Raw genomic sequence first — 16,645 nt, 5'->3', positions numbered from 1 at the left:
ATGTATGCTTCCCACAAGAGTTTGAGTGAAGATTATGAGGTCAGCTGTAAGGAACTAGATATTTTAGTTGAGATAGCAGCTGAAGAAAATATAACCGGTGCACGAATGACCGGAGCTGGCTTTGGCGGCTGTACTGTTAATTTAGTCAAAAAAGACCGTACAGAACAGTTTATTAAAACAATTAAAGAAAAGTACAAAAAAGAAACAGGTATAGATGCTGAAGTTTATATCAGCAATCCAGCAGCAGGTGCTAGAAAAATTTATGTAGAGCCTCAGCCGGATTACTAGAGGTTAAAGGGAGTCTTTATTTAAAAAATGAGAAATTTAAAATTGACTAACAGAGGATCTGATTAATGATGCCAAAAACTATATTTTTAACTATCTTAGTCATACTAATGGTTCTTTCATGTTCTGCTTTTATTGGAGCAGAGTCTCCTCCTAAAACGTTCCCTAAAACGTTTAATTTAATTAAACTTTTTAATTCAGGTGCAGATTATTTAATAGACTATAAACTAGAAAATATGACTTTAGCAGAACAAGTGGGCCAGCTTTTTCTAGTAGGATTTCATTCTCAAACTATTGATTCACAAATTAAAGATTTACTTGAAAATTATTATGTAGGAGGAGTAATTTATTTTACTAGAAACATAGAAAATTTGGAGCAGACCCAAAAATTATCTAAAAATTTACAGGAGCTGGCCTTAAACAATGGTGCCGGGATACCACTTTTTATAGCTGTAGATCAGGAAGGTGGTAAAGTAAGGAGAATTAAAGATTTAAGTTATTTTCCGGCTAATCAAATTTTAGGAGCTGCTGGTAATCAAGAAAGAACAAGAAAAACTGCTGCAGTAACTGCCAGGGAATTAAAAGGTGTAGGAGTAAATCTTAATTTGGCGCCAGTACTGGATGTAAATAATAATCCAAATAATCCGGTGATTGGAGAGCGATCATTTGGAGCAGAACCAGAACTTGTTGCCAAAATGGGAGCAGCTTATATTAAAGGACTCCAATCTGAAGGAATTATAGCAGCTGCGAAACACTTTCCTGGTCATGGTGATACTGTAACTGATTCTCACACTGCTCTTCCAGTAATCAACCACTCTCGAGCCCGACTTGATGCGGTAGAATTATACCCGTTTAAAAAAGCAATAGAAGTCGGAGTGGAAGTAATAATGGCTGCTCATATATATTTTCCCGCTATTGAAACTGAAGCTGGAATTCCGGCAACTTTATCTAAAGCAGTTTTGACTGATCTATTACGAGAAGAATTAGACTTCAGGGGCTTAATTATCACTGATGATATGGAAATGGGGGCAATTACAAAAAACTTTGGTACAGTTCAGGGAGCAGTTAGATCAATAAAAGCTGGCAGTGACATTGTTTTAATTTCTCACAGCTATGATCTGCAAAAAGAAGCATTAGCAGCCGTGACTACAGCTGTTAAAAATGGAGAAATCACAAAAAAAAGAATTAAAGAATCTGTTAAGAGAATACTCAAACTCAAAGTGAAAAGACTAAGTGAATTCATGTGAAAATCAATTTTGCCTTAAAACTTCAATTATTTGCGAAGTTTTTTCTTTTTAAGAAGGATAAAAATTATATTTAGAGAATTATATAGATAGCATAATTCAAATATATATAGGAAAGGAGGATTAGATGACAGCAGATAATTCAGATCTTCAAAGTCTAATCACAAATATTGATCGAAAATATACTCCTCTGAGAGAAGTTATTAAAGAATCGTGGAATAGAAGCAGTAACTATGGTTTAAAAACTAATAACTTTAAAAACAAAGTTTTATTAAATAGAAATGAAATAGAACTAAGAATAAGCAAAAATAAAGATTTTAACGATAAATTTGATAGAATATTTTCAGAGTTTAGAGAAAACATTGGTGAGATTTCTGCAGTTTTTTTTATAACAGATAAAGAAGGTTATGTTCTCTCTGCTAAAAATCATCTTAATGAGTTTGTAAACTTAAAAAAAGGTGAAAATTTTAGTGAGTTTTATTTGGGGACAAACGCAGCTGGTTTAACCCTTTATTCTAATCAACCGGCTACTGTTAAAGCTGAAGAACATTATTTTAAATATCTAACAGCCTATAATTCAACAGCTTATCCAATTTTAGACCAATACAATAACTTAAAGGGCTGTATAGCTGCTTTTTATACAGCTGAATTGGATAATAATTTGTTAGAAATGATTATTAAATTATTTGCCTTTACTTTAACAGATAAAATACCTGCTGATAAAATTTTAAAAAGTAAGAATGACAAATCAGCTCCTAAAACAGGATCCAAAGCTAGATATTCTTTTGCTGATATCATAACAAATTCTAAAAATATGAAAAAAGCAATTGAAGTGGCCCAAATTGCAGCTAGAAATGATTCAACAGTAATGCTGGTCGGAGAAAGCGGTACAGGTAAAGAAATGTTTGCCCAGGCAATTCACAACTATAATCACCGTAAAAACAGTCCTTTTGTGGCAGTGAATGTAGGAGCTGTCCCCAAAGATTTGGTGGAAAGTGAGTTCTTTGGATATGAAGAAGGTGCCTTTACCGGAGCACGAAGAGGTGGACGTCCAGGTAAATTTGAATTAGCAAATGGAGGGACAATATTTTTAGATGAGATAGAAGAGATGACACTTTCTGCTCAGCAGAATTTACTGCGGGTAATTCAGGAACGAGAAGTAACAAGAATTGGTGGTACACATGCACTGCCAATAGATGTCAGAATAATAACTGCAACAAAGTCAAAGTTGATTGATAAAGTAAAAAAAAGAGAATTTAGAGAGGATTTATATTATCGACTCAATGTTATTCGAATTCCCATCCCAAACTTAAAAGATAGAAGAGATGACATAATGCTGTTAGTAAATAATTTTATAAAAATTCACTGTCAAAAATTTGGAATTCCAGTTAAAAAAGTTGCAAAAATAAGCAAAAAATATTTTTTAGAATATAACTGGCCTGGAAATGTTAGAGAACTAGAAAATATGATTGAAGGAATTATAACTTTTGCTTTAGATGATGAGGTAATTAAACCAAAACATCTGCCGCGAGAATTAATAAACTCACAAAATACTAAAGAAAAAAAACTAGATTTAATGAGTTTGGAAGCTGCTGAAAAAACTGCAGTTATTAATGCTTTAGAAAAAAGTAATTATAATATATCAAAGGCTGCAGAGATATTAAATATCAGTCGGGCTACTTTATATAATAAATTAAATAAATATAATATAGAAAGGAAGTGAAAAAATGGACGCAGTTGCAGTAATCGATATTAAAGATTCTATTGTAGTCAGGGCAGTGGCAGGGAAAAGAAATGAGTATCAAGCAGTTGAAAGCAGAATTTTAAAAGATGGAGAAATCACCCCTTTAGCTGCTGCAGCTGCATTTTATGAAAAATTAGGCATAAGAAAAATTTATATTGCTGATTTAGATGCAATTTTAGGAGATACTAATAATATAAAAATGATTAAAAAAATTAAAAATGAGTATCCTGATCTGGAAATAATTCTTGATGCAGCATTTGATAGAAATAATTCTCCAATTCCTTATTTAGAAGAGTTTCTGGATTATGCAGTTATAGCAACTGAAACAATTAAAAATTTGTCTTTTTTAAATGAATTAAAAGATTATAAAGCTAAAATTATTATTAGTATGGACTTAAAAGCAGGTAGTTTGATCCATAATATTCAAAAATGGCAGAATAAAACTTTGAAAAATATAGTAAATGAAATAAAAAAATTAGGTTTTCAAAATTTTATTATACTTGATTTGGCCAATGTTGGTACAGCTTCAGGTATCTCAAAATATATTAGAGAGCTCAAAATCGAATTTCCAGAATTAAATCTGATTACCGGTGGGGGAGTTAAAGATTATAGAGATATTAAAAAATTAAAGCGGTTACAATTTTCTGGAGTTTTAATTGCTTCAGCATTTCACAACGGTTCACTCGGCGAAAAAGAAGTAAAATTAATTGAAGCTGATGATATCTTGTATCAAATTGCCTGGTGTATTACAGGAGCCGGTCATCTGCTTCGGGAAAGCATTGATCAGATTGAAGAACTTCTTGCAGAAAATAGTAAATTAAAAATTGATATCTATCTAAGTAAGGCCGGTTTGGAAGTTTTAAAAATTTATAAATTCTATCAGCGTTTAGAAAATTTGGGCTGTCAAATTTACAAAGATAACTCTGCCAGTTCTCCAATTATCGGTAAAATTTATAAAGGTTATTATGATGCATTAGTTTCAGCTCCTACGACTTCTAATACCACTGCCAAATTTGTATTAGGCATTTCCGATACTCTGGTGAGTAATTTGCTGGCCCATGCCGGCAAAACAAAACTGCCAGTTGTAGTTTTACCAACCGATATTGATCAAAATCTTGTTTCAGCTGCTCCTGGTAAAGAAGTTGATGTTTTTCCTAGAGAAATTGATTTAAAAAATACAGAAAAATTATCACAACTAGCTGATACAAGTGTTATTTCTGAGCCAAAAGAGGTGAAATCATGCCTAAAAAAATATTTTTAACTGGTAAGCTGGCATATTCCTCTTTAAAAAAAACATTGGCAAGGTTAAATTTAGATTTTGATTATCAAATTTTAAAAATGCCAATAACAGTTGCTGCTTTAATGGACAGCAGTTTTATCATCAGAAATTTAAAAAAAGCTGAAATTCATAGTTCTGCAGAAAATTTAGAAATAATTTTGCCGGGACGTTCTCAAGCAGAAATAGAAATAATTAATAAAGAATTAAAAAACGAACTGCTTGAATTTCAAAAAGGGCCTGATGAGATAATAGATTTACCAGAATTTTTTGGAAAAAAAGCAGCAAAAATTGATTTTGAACAAGAAAAAAGAGGCCATAAAATCATTGCAGAAATAAATGAAGCTTCTCTAATGGATTTAGATGAAATAATAAAAATAGCTGATTACTATCATCAGAATGGAGCCGATATAATTGATCTAGGGTGTGTGAATGGAAGAGAATTTCCCCATCTAGAAGAAGTGATTTATTCATTAAAAGAAAAAAATTATCAGCTTAGTATAGATACTTTTGACCAAGATGAAATAATTAGAGCTTCCAAAACAGGAATTGATTATTTATTAAGTATTAATAGTCATAATCTTGAAGTTTTAAATTATGAGGTAAATTATTTACCTGTAATTATTCCAGATCCGGAATCAGGAAATCTAAAATCATTATATAAAAATATAAAAAAAGTTAAGAAAAAGGGGATTAAAAATTATATAGTAGATCCAATTTTAGATCCAATTAATTTTGGTTTTAGTGAATCGCTTTTTAGGTACTTGAGTTTAGCTAAAGACAAAAAATTAAAACAGGAAATGATGATGGGAGTTGGAAATTTAATTGAATTAAGTGATTGTGATAGTACAGGTCTAAATTTTATTGCAGCAGCTTTAGCGGTGGAATTAAATATTGAATATCTCTTAATTACTGAAGCTTCTTTTAAAACCCGTGGAGCAGTAAAAGAATTAGACTTAGCACTTAAAATTATTTCACACGCCGAGCAAGAAAACAGTTTACCCAATAACTTGTCTAATTTGCTGCTTAATCTTAAAGATAGAAAAGATAGGAATTATACCAGGGAAGAAGTTAAAGAAATTAAAAACTCAATTACAGACAGTAATTATAGAATTTTAAATGATGGAAAAGCAATAAATATTTTTAATGCAGAAGAAGAATACAGAGGCAGAGATATCAGTGAGCTATTTTTTGAACTAAAAAATACTAATGAGCCTTCACATGCTTTTTATTTAGGTAAAGAATTACAGAAAGCTTATACAGCCTTAAATTTATCTAAAAATTATAGACAGGAAGATGAACTTGATTGGGGATATTTAAATTCTAATTTTAAATCAGAAAAATTTAAGGAGAAAAAAAATGATAATTGAAACGGTGGTCAGCACAGTTAATAAGGATAATGAACCCCATTTTGCAGCAGTAGGAGTAGAATTTATACAGCAAAAAGCGGTATTTAATCTTTATAAAAAAAGTCATACTTTTTCTAATTTAAAAAATAAAGATTCTGGCATTATAAATGTAGTTGATAAAGCAGAATATTTACTAAAAGCTGCATTAGGATCAGCAAAAATAGATTTTTCAAAAATAGAAAAAAGAAATTTATATTATTTAACTGACTGCTGTAGCTATTATCAATTTAAACTAATAAATATTGAAGAACAAGCAGAAAAATATTTGGTTAAGGTAGAGATCACTAAAGCTGAAGAAAACCGAAAATATATTGGTTTTAACAGAGCAAATAATTTATTAGTAGAAGCGGCTGTGATAGCTTCTAGAATAGGAATTACAAAAACAAAAAATGATTTGGTGCAGTTTATTAATCAAAATCGAAAAGTGATAAATAAAACAGGAGACAAAAATACTCAAGAGCTTTTAAAATTCCTTGAAAGAAATATTTAAAATAATAATTACAATACAATAGGAGTGGTATTCTTGATTCAAATTAAAACTCCAGCTAGAATTCATTTTGGTCAATTAGATTTAAATGGAGATTTAGGTAGAATTTATGGTGGTTCTGGAGCAGCAATTGTAGAACCATATACTTTAATCAAAGTTGAAAAAAACAGTAAATTAGAAGTTGAAGGTTTAAAAAAAGAAAAAAAGAAACTTATTATTGAAAAATTTTTATCTGATTTAAAGAAAAGAAAATTATTAACTAAAAATCAAGGTGTTAGAATAATAATAGAATCATTACTTCCTGCCCATTATGGACTGGGCTCAGGGACTCAGTTTGGCTTGGCAGTAGCCGAAGGGATAAATAAACTATATGACTTAAAGTTAGAGCCTAAAGAACTGGCTCAGATAGTTGACCGTAAACACAGCCGCTCAGCAATAGGATTTGGTGCTTTTTATCAGGGAGGATTTATTGTTGATGCTGGTAGACCAATTTCAGATAAAAATAATGATCAATATTTACCTCCGATAGTCTATCAGAATAAATTACCATCTGAATGGAGATTTTTAATAATAATTCCTCATTTTAAAAAAGAAAAAATATCAGGAAAAAAAGAAATTAAAGCATTTAATGAAATTGAAAAAATGTCAGTACAAAAATGTGCGGAAAATGCACATCATCTGCTTTTAGGAATGTTACCAGCTGTCGAAGAAAATAATATAGATAAATTCAGCAGTCACTTAAATATAATAGAAGATAATGTATCTGAATATTTTTCCAAAGCTCAAGGAGGGAAGTACAGCTCAAAACATGCTCAAGAAATCATTGATCTTATGGTTAATGAGGGTGTTTTGGCTCGTGGTCAGAGTTCCTGGGGGCCTGCCTTGTATGGTTTAGTAGAAAATAAAGAAAAAGCTAAAAAAATTAAACTAAAATTACAGAAAAAATTATCAGAAAAGATAAACGAAATTCATATCACAAAAGCGGCAAATAATGGAGCTGAAATTACAAAAAGTGTATAAAATATAAACACTGTATTAAAACTATACATATATTTAATAAATAATTTTAATTGTTTAAATATTCACAATTAATAAAACTTAATATCCCCGTCAGAATAGGCTTAGTTTTTTTAATATAAAACAAGCTCATTGGTATAATTTATGCATTATAATATAGATGGAGATAAAACATATGAAATTTAAAGCTTTCGTTAATTAAGGCTGTTTTATAACATTTATTTAATTGAATTTATTTCTAAATCTTGAAATTAGAAATATGTTACTATCTCCATTTTTGTTTGTTTTAATTTTTAATAATAAAAAAAGGGGGGAGGAAAATCGTAGAGTAGATTTTTTTGGGCATTTTAGAATGAAAGTTTAAACAAAATTTTGAAAAAGATTATTTTAAAACTAAAAGGAGGATGTTTTATGGCAGCTAATAAAAAAATTGCAAAAAAGATGATTGATGAGGCAGTAGCGGCTCAAATGGCTGATGTTGGTGTATTTAAAGAAAAAAGAGGGGCAAAGTTCACAATTAGTGATGCTAAGCCTTATGTAGATGCAGTTAAGAACATGAAAGCTATTGAAGGCCAGTCAAAAGAAGTTATAGACTTACATGTTGAGTCAGTGAAAGCTCATTATGAAATACTTAAAGATTTAACAGATACAATAGCACCAAAAGATGACCCTTTTGTAGAACATTATCAAACACCTCCAATTCTAGAAATCTTATATGAAGAAGATCCAGATTTCCGCAAAGCAGCAGAGAAGTTTATGGAGCAGTTAAAAAATGATGAGGCTTTAATTGCTAGAGAATCAATGCGCAGGTATGGTGGAATGTATGGACCAACTTGTGTAGTAGACTTTGCTTTCAGCCCTGGCTCAGTTAGTAATGTTGTCAATGAAGTATTAAAAAATACTGATATTGATGGTGACTACAAAAAAACAATACTTGCAGCAAAATCCTGGGGTATGAATACTTCTTATGGTATTGGTGGCGCCTTTACTGAAGCTGTAGAAGCAGGTAAGACAGCAGCAGAAGCAGCAGAAGCTGAAGTAAAAACAATGCAGATGCTTTATGATACTCCTGTAGATGCACAGGTTAAGTTAATGGAAGATGCAGATATGGATTCATTTGACTGCAGAGAATACATGAAGCGCTACAAAAAATGGATGAAACCATTTGTTTTAGCAGCTAAAGAAGCTGGAGTTCATCCAGCTAATATTGTTGTAGTTCCTGCTTATTGTGTTGGTGATGTTGGTCACCATATCGCCCAATCAACATTTAACATGCTTAAAGATGATGTTACCATGGAAATAGTAGAAGTTGTATCTAATGTAATGAAGAATACTCTTGAAAGAGGATTAGATAAAGGTTATGACAGCCTCTATGATATTTTAAGTGTTGCAACCGGTTCAACAGCTGCAGCAGTTAGTTCAATGTTATGGGATGAAGGATTTACAGCTCCAATGATTATAGATCTCTTAACAAAGAGATTCCATAATTATGTTAATTTAAATCCAGCTAGAGGTCAGGCAGCAGAGCTCCATAATGTTGACTTTATGGATATGATTCACCGTGGTGACAAGATTATTGATGATGAGCCAATAGGTGCCGGCTGTAAAGTTAAGGGTATAGATGTTGACTTTAGTCCAATTGAAGAAAGCTATGTACTTCAAAATACACAGGACTATGCTTATCCAGCTTGTTCAATTTCTGTTAAATTCTCATCCTTAATGCGTCTTGCTGATTTCCCATGTCTATTGACAAGTGAGCCAGTTACTGCTACTTTAATGACTAACATTATTGCATTAGATCCTGGTTCAGTAGTTGCACCAGCACGCTACTGTAAAGACTGTGCAGTTTGTATGTATGTTAAGAAGCATAAGCACTGTAATTGGAAGGATACTGTTTAATAAAATACAACACTAGTCTAATTAAATAAATGTTTGTTGAAGACAGTGGATTATCCACTGTCTTCACAAATTATATAGGGGTGGAAAAATGAAAAAATTATTAATTCAGTTAGATACTGATAAAAGAGCAAGCACTTTTGATCAGGTAGTAGCCTATGATGCGGGTGCAGATAATTTAATAATTCATTCGGGAATTACTAAAGAAGAAGTAGAAGATATCATCTATGGAGCTATATTTACCCGCTCACCTAAAAAAATGAAAAACACCGCGGTTTTTATTGGTGGATCAGATGTTGAAAAAGGTGAAGAGATTATGGAAGCGGTAAAAGATGTATTTTTTGCAAATTTTCGCGTTTCTGTAATGCTGGACTCAAATGGATCAAATACGACTGCTGCAGCCTCAGTTTTAAAGGTAAAAGAAGAAATAGATTTAGCTGGTTGTGAAGTATTGATTTTAGCAGGTACTGGACCAGTTGGTGTTAGAGCCGCCGCTCTTTTTGCAATGGAGGGTGCTTCAGTAACTATAACTTCCCGCAGTCAAGAAAAAGCTGATAAAAAAGCTGAAATGATAAAAGAAGAATATGATTTAGAAAAAATAAAGGGAGTTGAAGCAAAAACTGATGCAGATTTTATAAAAGCTATGAAAAATAAAGAAGTAATTCTATCAGCAGGACCTCCCGGGATTAATTTTATTAGTCGTGAAATGTGGAAAAATGAGGATTCAATAAAAGTTATGGCTGATATTAATGCTGTTAGTCCAGCTGGTATAGAGGGGATCGAGCCACCTGCAGATGGTGATACAATTGATGGTATAAAAGTTTTTGGTGCCTTAGGCATTGGTAGTTTGAAGATGAAACTTCATAAAAAAGCTGTTGCAGAATTATTCAAAACAAACGATCTAATTTTAAATGCTGTGGAAGTATATAAATTAAATGAAAAACTATAAAAATATAAATCTAATTTTAACATCATTCTCAACCAGAGCCGCAGCAGACTGTTTTTCGACTTTGAAAAATTTAAAAATTTATTCCTTTGATTATTTTGGAGATCTTGATTTAAAAGAAATTGTCGATTATTCTTATTCGCTCAAAGAAAATAAGCATAATTTTAAAACCGAAATGTTATTTGAAGCTGTCAAAGAATTTCTAAGACAAAATCAGAATCAAGAATATGATTTAATTTATGCTTCAGCTTGGGATAATCATCCTGAACTGCTTTACCAACTAGAAAAAATTAAAAATCTAAGAATCAGGGGTAATTCAGCGGCAGTAATTTCGAAATTAAATCAAAAAAAGACTTTAAAAAATTTATTTAAGCTGGCTGAAAAAGCTGGATTTAAAACCCCTGATTTATTTTTGAATAAAAACGATTTTTACTATTTTTCAGATAAAATTGATAAAGATTTGATAATAAAACCATATCAAAGTGGTGGTGGTTTAGATTTAAAATTAATTAAAGCTGGAACTGCCAAAGAAAAAGTTTTAAAAGATAATTTTACTGCAAACGAAAGCTTTTTTGTAGAAGAATTTATTAAAGGAAATAATAGATCCTGTCAATTTGCTGCAGATGGTAAAAAAGCGAAAATACTTTCTTTTACCCAAGAATTAAAAGCGGATGCTGTAAATTATAAGTTTAAAAATAGTTTTAAATATGCAGGGAATATTTTGACCAAAGAAGATATGAAATCAAGAAATATTATAAGTATTTTTATTAATGAGCTTGTTAAAAAATATTCACTGCAGGGAATTAATGGAATTGATTATATTAAAAATGAGCAGGGTATATTTTTTATAGAATTAAATCCACGTTTTACAGCTGCTGTAGAATTAATAAAGGATATTTATCGAGAAGAACTTCTCAACATTTATTTAAAAAATGAATTAGCAGCTGATTATTTAAAAAAATATTTAAAAAGAGATTTAGGACTTTCTGCTAAGGTAATTTATTATACTGACCATAATTTTAAGTTAAAAAAAACTTTGTCTGAAATTTTTAAAATAATAAAACAAGAAATCCCCCCTAGAATACTTGCCGAATCTAAAATTGAAATTAAAGATTTACCGAAAAAAGGGGAATTTTTTAAAAAAGATGATCCTGTTTTTAGTTTAATTATTAAATCTAAAAACAAAAATGATTATTTATCAATAAAAAATTTGGTTTTTTCTGAGTTTAAAAAATATTTTATTTAAGATATATTGAATTTGTTTCTAAGAAAGGGGAGGATTAATTTTGTCTGATAATAATTTTATTTTAATAACTGGTAGAACAATAAAGCAGGGAATGGCTTCAGTCTCTGGCAAAAAAAGTGATAATTATAAAAAAGAAACTTCTTATGTTGAAGTTAGTAAAAATGTGCTCCAGCGAATGAACATTGAAGAAGGAGAAACTGTTATTTTAGAAAGTGAGGCCGGTAGTGTCGAAGTAAGTTGTAAAGCAGCTGATTTAGAAGAGGATATAGTATTTATGCCTTATGGCCGTATCGCTAATAGTTTAATTGGAACTGATACTGGCGGGACTGGGATGCCTAATTCCAAAAGCAATGTGGTAAAACTTATTCGAAAGGAGGCGCAGACTAATTGACAGAATTAAAAACCTTTAAAAACATAACCTGTACTTTTTGTGGTGCACTCTGTGATAATATTGAAGTTAAAGTAAAAGATAATAAAATTGAAGAACTCAAAAATGCCTGTGCAATTTCCAGAAAAAAATATGAGCATGCTTTAAAAGACAGAACAAGTCCAATGATTAATGGAGAAGAAAGTACCTATCAGGAAGTTATTGAGAAAGCAGCAGAAATTTTAAAAAATAGTAAAAATCCATTAATTTATGGTTTGAGCAGTACTACTGCTGAAGCTCAAAAAAATGCGGTTAAATTGGCTGAATTATCTGGAGCAAATATTGATAGTACATCTTCAGTTTGCCATGGCCCTGGAACAATGGCCAAACAGCTTGTCGGTATGATAACAGCAACTTTAGGTGAAATAAAAAATAGATCTGATCTGATGGTTTTTTGGGGGGCAAATCCAGTTGAAGCTCATCCAAATCATTCTAAGAGATATACTATGCTTTCAGAAGGGCTTTTTAAGAAAAATCGTTCAGATCGAGAAGTAATTGTTTTTGATGTTCGTAAGACACCTACAGCTAAAATGGCTGATCAATTTATTAGAGTGGAACCCGGAAAAGATTTTGAGTTATTAATGGCATTAAGATTAATAATTCAGGGTAAAAAACCTGAAACTGAAGCTGGTAAAGTTGCTGGTTTAGAATTGGCAGAAATTGAAGCAGCTGCAGAAAAATTAAAAAATGCTCGTTATGGAAGTATTTTTTACGGTATGGGTTTAACTATGACCGGTGCTAAATACATGAACACCTGGGCAGCGATGAGTTTAATTAGAGACTTAAATAATGATCACCAGCGGCGATTTGTAATGATGCCGATGCGCGGACACGGGAATGTAGCTGGTAGTGAAATAACTATGGCCTGGCAGACAGGATATCCTTTCGCTGTTAATTTCAGTAAGGCCTATCCCCGCTATAATCCGGGAGAATATACTGCAGTAGATTTATTGGCTAATAAAGAAGTAGATGCTGCTTTTATAATTGCTTCAGACCCGGCAGGTAATTTACCAAAAAAAGCTGCTGCCCATTTAAAAGATATACCAACAATTATTCTTGACCCACACTGGAATTTTACCAGTGATTTTGCAGATGTCGTAATACCCTCAGCTTTGAAAGGGATTACTGCTTCGGGAACAGTTTATCGAATGGATCATGTTCCTCTGCATTTGAGATCTTTTCTAGAAGATGAGTGGCCGGATGATGCAGCTGCAGTAGCACAAATAGGGGAGCTGATAGAAAATGCTTAGACTTAAAAATGCAGTAATCTATGATCCCACAAATAATAAAGATGGGGTTAAAGAAGATATTTGGATTGAAAATGGAAAAATTGCTGCTGAGCCAAAGCCTGAGGTTGTAAAAGAACTAAAAGCTGCTGATGATTTAGAAGAAATCGATTTAAATGGAAAAATTGTAATGGCAGGTGGGGTGGACATTCATTCTCATATTGCCGGACCTAAGGTAAACTCTGGTCGTGTTTTAAGACCTGAAGATCACAGACGTGATAATGTTGCCCGTAAGGGTAAACTTCGTTCGGGTGTTGGTTCTACAGTTCCATCTAGTTATGTAACAGGTTATCGCTACAGCTTAATGGGTTACACAACAGTAATGGAAGCTGCGGGTCCACCAATGAAGGCCAAACATATTCATGAAGAATTTGGTGATCTACCCTATATAGATAAAGGATTTTTGGTATTAAGCGGCAACAACTATTTTGTTTTAAAATTTATTAGTGAAAATAACCAGCAGGCTTTAAAAGATTATCTGGCCTGGTTGATAAATGTAACAGGAGCTTTTGGCTTAAAGGTTGTTAATCCAGGTGGAGTTGAAGCCTGGAAAGAAGGCAAAAGGATGAGGGGGATTGATGAAAAAGGAACCCATTTTGATTTGAGCCCGAAAGAGATATTGCTCGCTTTAGCTAAAGCTGCAGATGATCTTGAACTACCACATCCGATTCATCTTCATACAAATGATCTTGGTTCAGCTGGTAATTACAAGACAGCCATCAATACGATGAAGCTTTTAGAGGATTATAGACTGCACATAACCCATGTTCAATTCAGCAGTTATGGCAAAAATGAAGATTCAAAAATAAAATTTGCTATGGCTACAGATGAAATTGCAGCTGAAATAAATAGACAGTCAAAATTAACAGTAGATATCGGCCAGCTTGTATTTGGCGAAGCTACAACTATGACTGCAGACGGTATTTTAGAATATAATCTGCATAAATTATCAGGAAACAAATGGGTTAATACAGATGTCGAAATGGAAACTGGATCAGGAATTGTGCCGATGAACTATAAAAAAAAGAATTTAGTTAATGATATTCAGTGGGCAACTGGAATGGAGTTATTCTTAAAAATTGAAGATCCCTGGAAGGTATTTTTGACAACAGATCATCCAAATGCAGGTCCTTTTACTGCTTATCCCTGGATTATAAAATTGCTGATGGATAAAAATTATAGGAAAGATTATATCTCAGACTTAAATGATAAATTTGATGAGTATACGGATTTATCATCACTGGATAGAGAATATAGTTTGAGTGAAATAGCAGTAATTAGTCGGTCGGGGCCAGCTAAAGCACTTGGACTAAAAAACAAAGGCCATCTGGGAGTTGGAGCAGATGCAGATATAACCATCTATAATAATATTGAAGATAATGATATTGCAGAAGTTTTTGCTCATCCTGCCTATGTTTTCAAATCAGGAAAAATGATTGTTAAAGCAGGAGAACTATTAGATAACTTAGAAATTGGTAAAACCTTAGTTACAAAACCCGAATATGATCAAAATATTATTGAGTTAATTAGAGAGGACTTCCAGAAGTACTACAGTATTTCAATAGATAATTATCCAGTTACCGATCATTATTACGATAAAATTGAGGTGATTCCATGCGTTACCAAGGAATAGAAATAGAAGATACTTTTGCTGAAGCTTTTACCATGTATGGAACCAGAGTTATAGTAACAGCAGATAATGAAAAATGGGTTGATACTGCAGCCAGAGAGGCAACAGGATTTGCAACTTCGATCATTGAGTGTGGAATTGAAGCTGGAATCGAAAAGAAATTAAGTCCAGCTGAAACTTTAGACGGTAGGCCTGGAGTCAGCTTACTATTTTTTACAATGAAAGAAAAATCACTTTTAAAAGAGATGCGGAAAAGAATTGGTCAAACAATTATGACTGCAGCAACTACAGCCTGTTTTAATGGGCTTGATTCAGAAAAAATGATAAAAGTTGGTGGAAATATTCGTTATTTTGGAGATGGCTTTCAGATTTCAAAGCTTTACGATGAGCGTAGATTCTGGAGAATTCCAATAATGGGGGGCGAATTCTTAATCGAAGAAAGCTTTGGGGTTCAAAAAGGTATAGGTGGAGGCAATATAATTATAACAGCAGAAGATTCTAAAACTGCTTTAAATGCTGCGGAGAATGCAGTCGAAGCAATGCGGAAAATAGAAGGGGTTGTTATGCCTTTCCCAGGGGGGATTGTCAGCAGTGGCAGTAAAGTTCAATCAAAGTATTCATTTTTAAATGCTGCCACTAATACTAAATACTGCCCAACAATTAAAGCACAAACAGAGTCAAATTTAGTGGAGAATGTTGGTTCAGTTTTAGAAATAGTAATAGATGGTTTAAGTGTGGAAGCAACTGCAGAGGCTATGAGAGTTGGAATCAAAGCAGCTGCTGTAGATGGAGTTGTTAAAATAACGGCAGGTAATTATGGTGGAGATCTTGGAACAGAAAACTTTTATCTCAAGGAAATTTTACGAGGTGATCTGGATGACTAAACTAAAACTTAAATTAAAAAAAGAAAATCCAGCCTTAATCAAAAAAGGAAAAGAACTGATTGGTAAAATTCCTGTGGAGGTAGAAAATATACGAGCAGATTTGATTAAAAAAATGACATTGGCTGAGATAAAAGAGCTGGAAATTAGAGCCGGAAAAGAAATTTATCAACTGCAGGACTTTTTTGAAATTAAAGGAGAGCCAGCAGAAGTGATTGAAATTGATGGTGACTTATCTAATTTTAAATATTTAGGTGCTGCTATGAATTCAGGCACAATTATAGTAAATGGAGATATTGGAATGCATGTTGGTTCAGAGATGAGTGGGGGCAAAATAGAAATTAAAGGTGATGCAGGAGATTGGCTGGGAGCAGAAATGACCGGGGGTATAATAACTGTAAATGGTGATGCTGGTAATTATGTCGGTGCTGCTTTTAGAGGTGATAAACTCGGGATGAATAGGGGTTTAATCTATATTGGAGGCAATGCAGGCAACTTTGTAGCTAATAAGATGCGCAGGGGCGAGATTGTTATTAAAGGTGATTGTGGAGACATGCTGGGTGCTCAAATGATAGCTGGCTCTGTCTATGTTTTTGGTAAATGTGGAAAAAGAGCAGGAGCAGGTATGAAAAGAGGAACAATTATTACCTTTAGTGACTTAGAAATTCTGCCTACTTTTAGCTATAATATAAGCTATTTCCCTAATTTCTTAAATATTGCATTTAAGCATCTTCAGCATGATTATCAAATTGAAATTTCTGATCAGTTTTTTAATTCAGAATATATGAGATATACCGGTGACAATACTGAATTAGGGAAAGGGGAAATTTTAATATGGAAAAAAGATTAGACCTCAACAAAAATGCAGTGA

Annotated in this window: 14 protein-coding genes and 1 pseudogene; all 15 read left to right on the top strand. The window is 32.4% G+C overall.

Going from position 1 to position 16,645, the window contains the following annotated elements; all coding sequences use genetic code 11:
- Positions 1-288, top strand: a pseudogene (locus CI949_RS08680) (galactokinase); the annotation flags it as partial.
- A 65-nt stretch (positions 289-353) separates the two neighbouring features.
- Positions 354-1,532, top strand: coding sequence for a beta-N-acetylhexosaminidase (gene nagZ, locus CI949_RS08675; RefSeq protein ID WP_133618090.1), 1,179 nt, complete (start codon positions 354-356; stop codon positions 1,530-1,532).
- A gap of 124 nt (positions 1,533-1,656) precedes the next feature.
- Positions 1,657-3,252 carry a sigma-54-dependent Fis family transcriptional regulator gene (locus CI949_RS08670; RefSeq protein WP_290765292.1) on the top strand — a complete coding sequence of 532 codons (1,596 nt, stop codon included), beginning with the start codon at positions 1,657-1,659 and terminating at the stop codon, positions 3,250-3,252.
- Between the two features lie 4 nt (positions 3,253-3,256).
- The gene (locus CI949_RS08665; protein WP_290765289.1) at positions 3,257-4,534 is read left to right on the top strand and encodes a HisA/HisF-related TIM barrel protein; all 1,278 of its coding nucleotides are present in this window, start codon (positions 3,257-3,259) and stop codon (positions 4,532-4,534) included.
- Complete coding sequence (locus CI949_RS08660) at positions 4,513-5,919, top strand: DUF6513 domain-containing protein (protein WP_073160003.1); 1,407 nt, start codon at positions 4,513-4,515, stop codon at positions 5,917-5,919. The genes CI949_RS08665 and CI949_RS08660 overlap by 22 nt, the downstream gene beginning before the upstream one ends.
- Positions 5,909-6,448: a DUF447 domain-containing protein gene (locus CI949_RS08655; protein WP_089716788.1), complete on the top strand. Its 540-nt coding sequence runs from the start codon at positions 5,909-5,911 to the stop codon at positions 6,446-6,448. Before CI949_RS08660 ends, CI949_RS08655 begins: the two co-directional genes overlap by 11 nt.
- A 33-nt stretch (positions 6,449-6,481) precedes the next feature.
- Complete coding sequence (locus CI949_RS08650; RefSeq protein WP_290765282.1) at positions 6,482-7,465, top strand: beta-ribofuranosylaminobenzene 5'-phosphate synthase family protein; 984 nt, start codon at positions 6,482-6,484, stop codon at positions 7,463-7,465.
- Between the two features lie 408 nt (positions 7,466-7,873).
- Positions 7,874-9,361, top strand: a complete 1,488-nt coding sequence (locus CI949_RS08645) for a DUF2193 domain-containing protein (RefSeq protein ID WP_290765279.1) — start codon at positions 7,874-7,876, stop codon at positions 9,359-9,361.
- An 88-nt stretch (positions 9,362-9,449) separates the two neighbouring features.
- A complete protein-coding gene (locus CI949_RS08640; RefSeq protein WP_290765276.1) occupies positions 9,450-10,307 on the top strand; it encodes an NAD(P)-dependent methylenetetrahydromethanopterin dehydrogenase in 858 nt (285 codons plus the stop codon).
- Complete coding sequence (locus CI949_RS08635; protein WP_290765273.1) at positions 10,294-11,550, top strand: ATP-grasp domain-containing protein; 1,257 nt, start codon at positions 10,294-10,296, stop codon at positions 11,548-11,550. The genes CI949_RS08640 and CI949_RS08635 overlap by 14 nt, the downstream gene beginning before the upstream one ends.
- A gap of 40 nt (positions 11,551-11,590) precedes the next feature.
- On the top strand, positions 11,591-11,941 hold the full coding sequence (locus tag CI949_RS08630; protein ID WP_073160015.1) for a molybdopterin dinucleotide binding domain-containing protein: 351 nt from the start codon (positions 11,591-11,593) through the stop codon (positions 11,939-11,941).
- A complete protein-coding gene (locus CI949_RS08625) occupies positions 11,938-13,227 on the top strand; it encodes a formylmethanofuran dehydrogenase subunit B (protein ID WP_073160016.1) in 1,290 nt (429 codons plus the stop codon). The genes CI949_RS08630 and CI949_RS08625 overlap by 4 nt, the downstream gene beginning before the upstream one ends.
- Entirely contained in the window at positions 13,220-14,896 is a 1,677-nt protein-coding gene (locus tag CI949_RS08620; protein WP_089716791.1) for a formylmethanofuran dehydrogenase subunit A, read from the top strand. Before CI949_RS08625 ends, CI949_RS08620 begins: the two co-directional genes overlap by 8 nt.
- Complete coding sequence (fhcD, locus tag CI949_RS08615; RefSeq protein WP_073160018.1) at positions 14,878-15,777, top strand: formylmethanofuran--tetrahydromethanopterin N-formyltransferase; 900 nt, start codon at positions 14,878-14,880, stop codon at positions 15,775-15,777. Before CI949_RS08620 ends, fhcD begins: the two co-directional genes overlap by 19 nt.
- Positions 15,770-16,624 (top strand): formylmethanofuran dehydrogenase subunit C, encoded by an 855-nt coding sequence (locus CI949_RS08610; protein WP_073160019.1) that lies wholly within the window; start codon positions 15,770-15,772, stop codon positions 16,622-16,624. The genes fhcD and CI949_RS08610 overlap by 8 nt, the downstream gene beginning before the upstream one ends.
- Positions 16,625-16,645: the final 21 nt, after the last annotated feature.

This window comes from Halanaerobium sp., assembly GCF_003070835.1.
The sequence above is the reverse complement of the archived record's forward strand: the minus strand, read 5'-3'. Positions and strand labels throughout refer to the sequence as shown.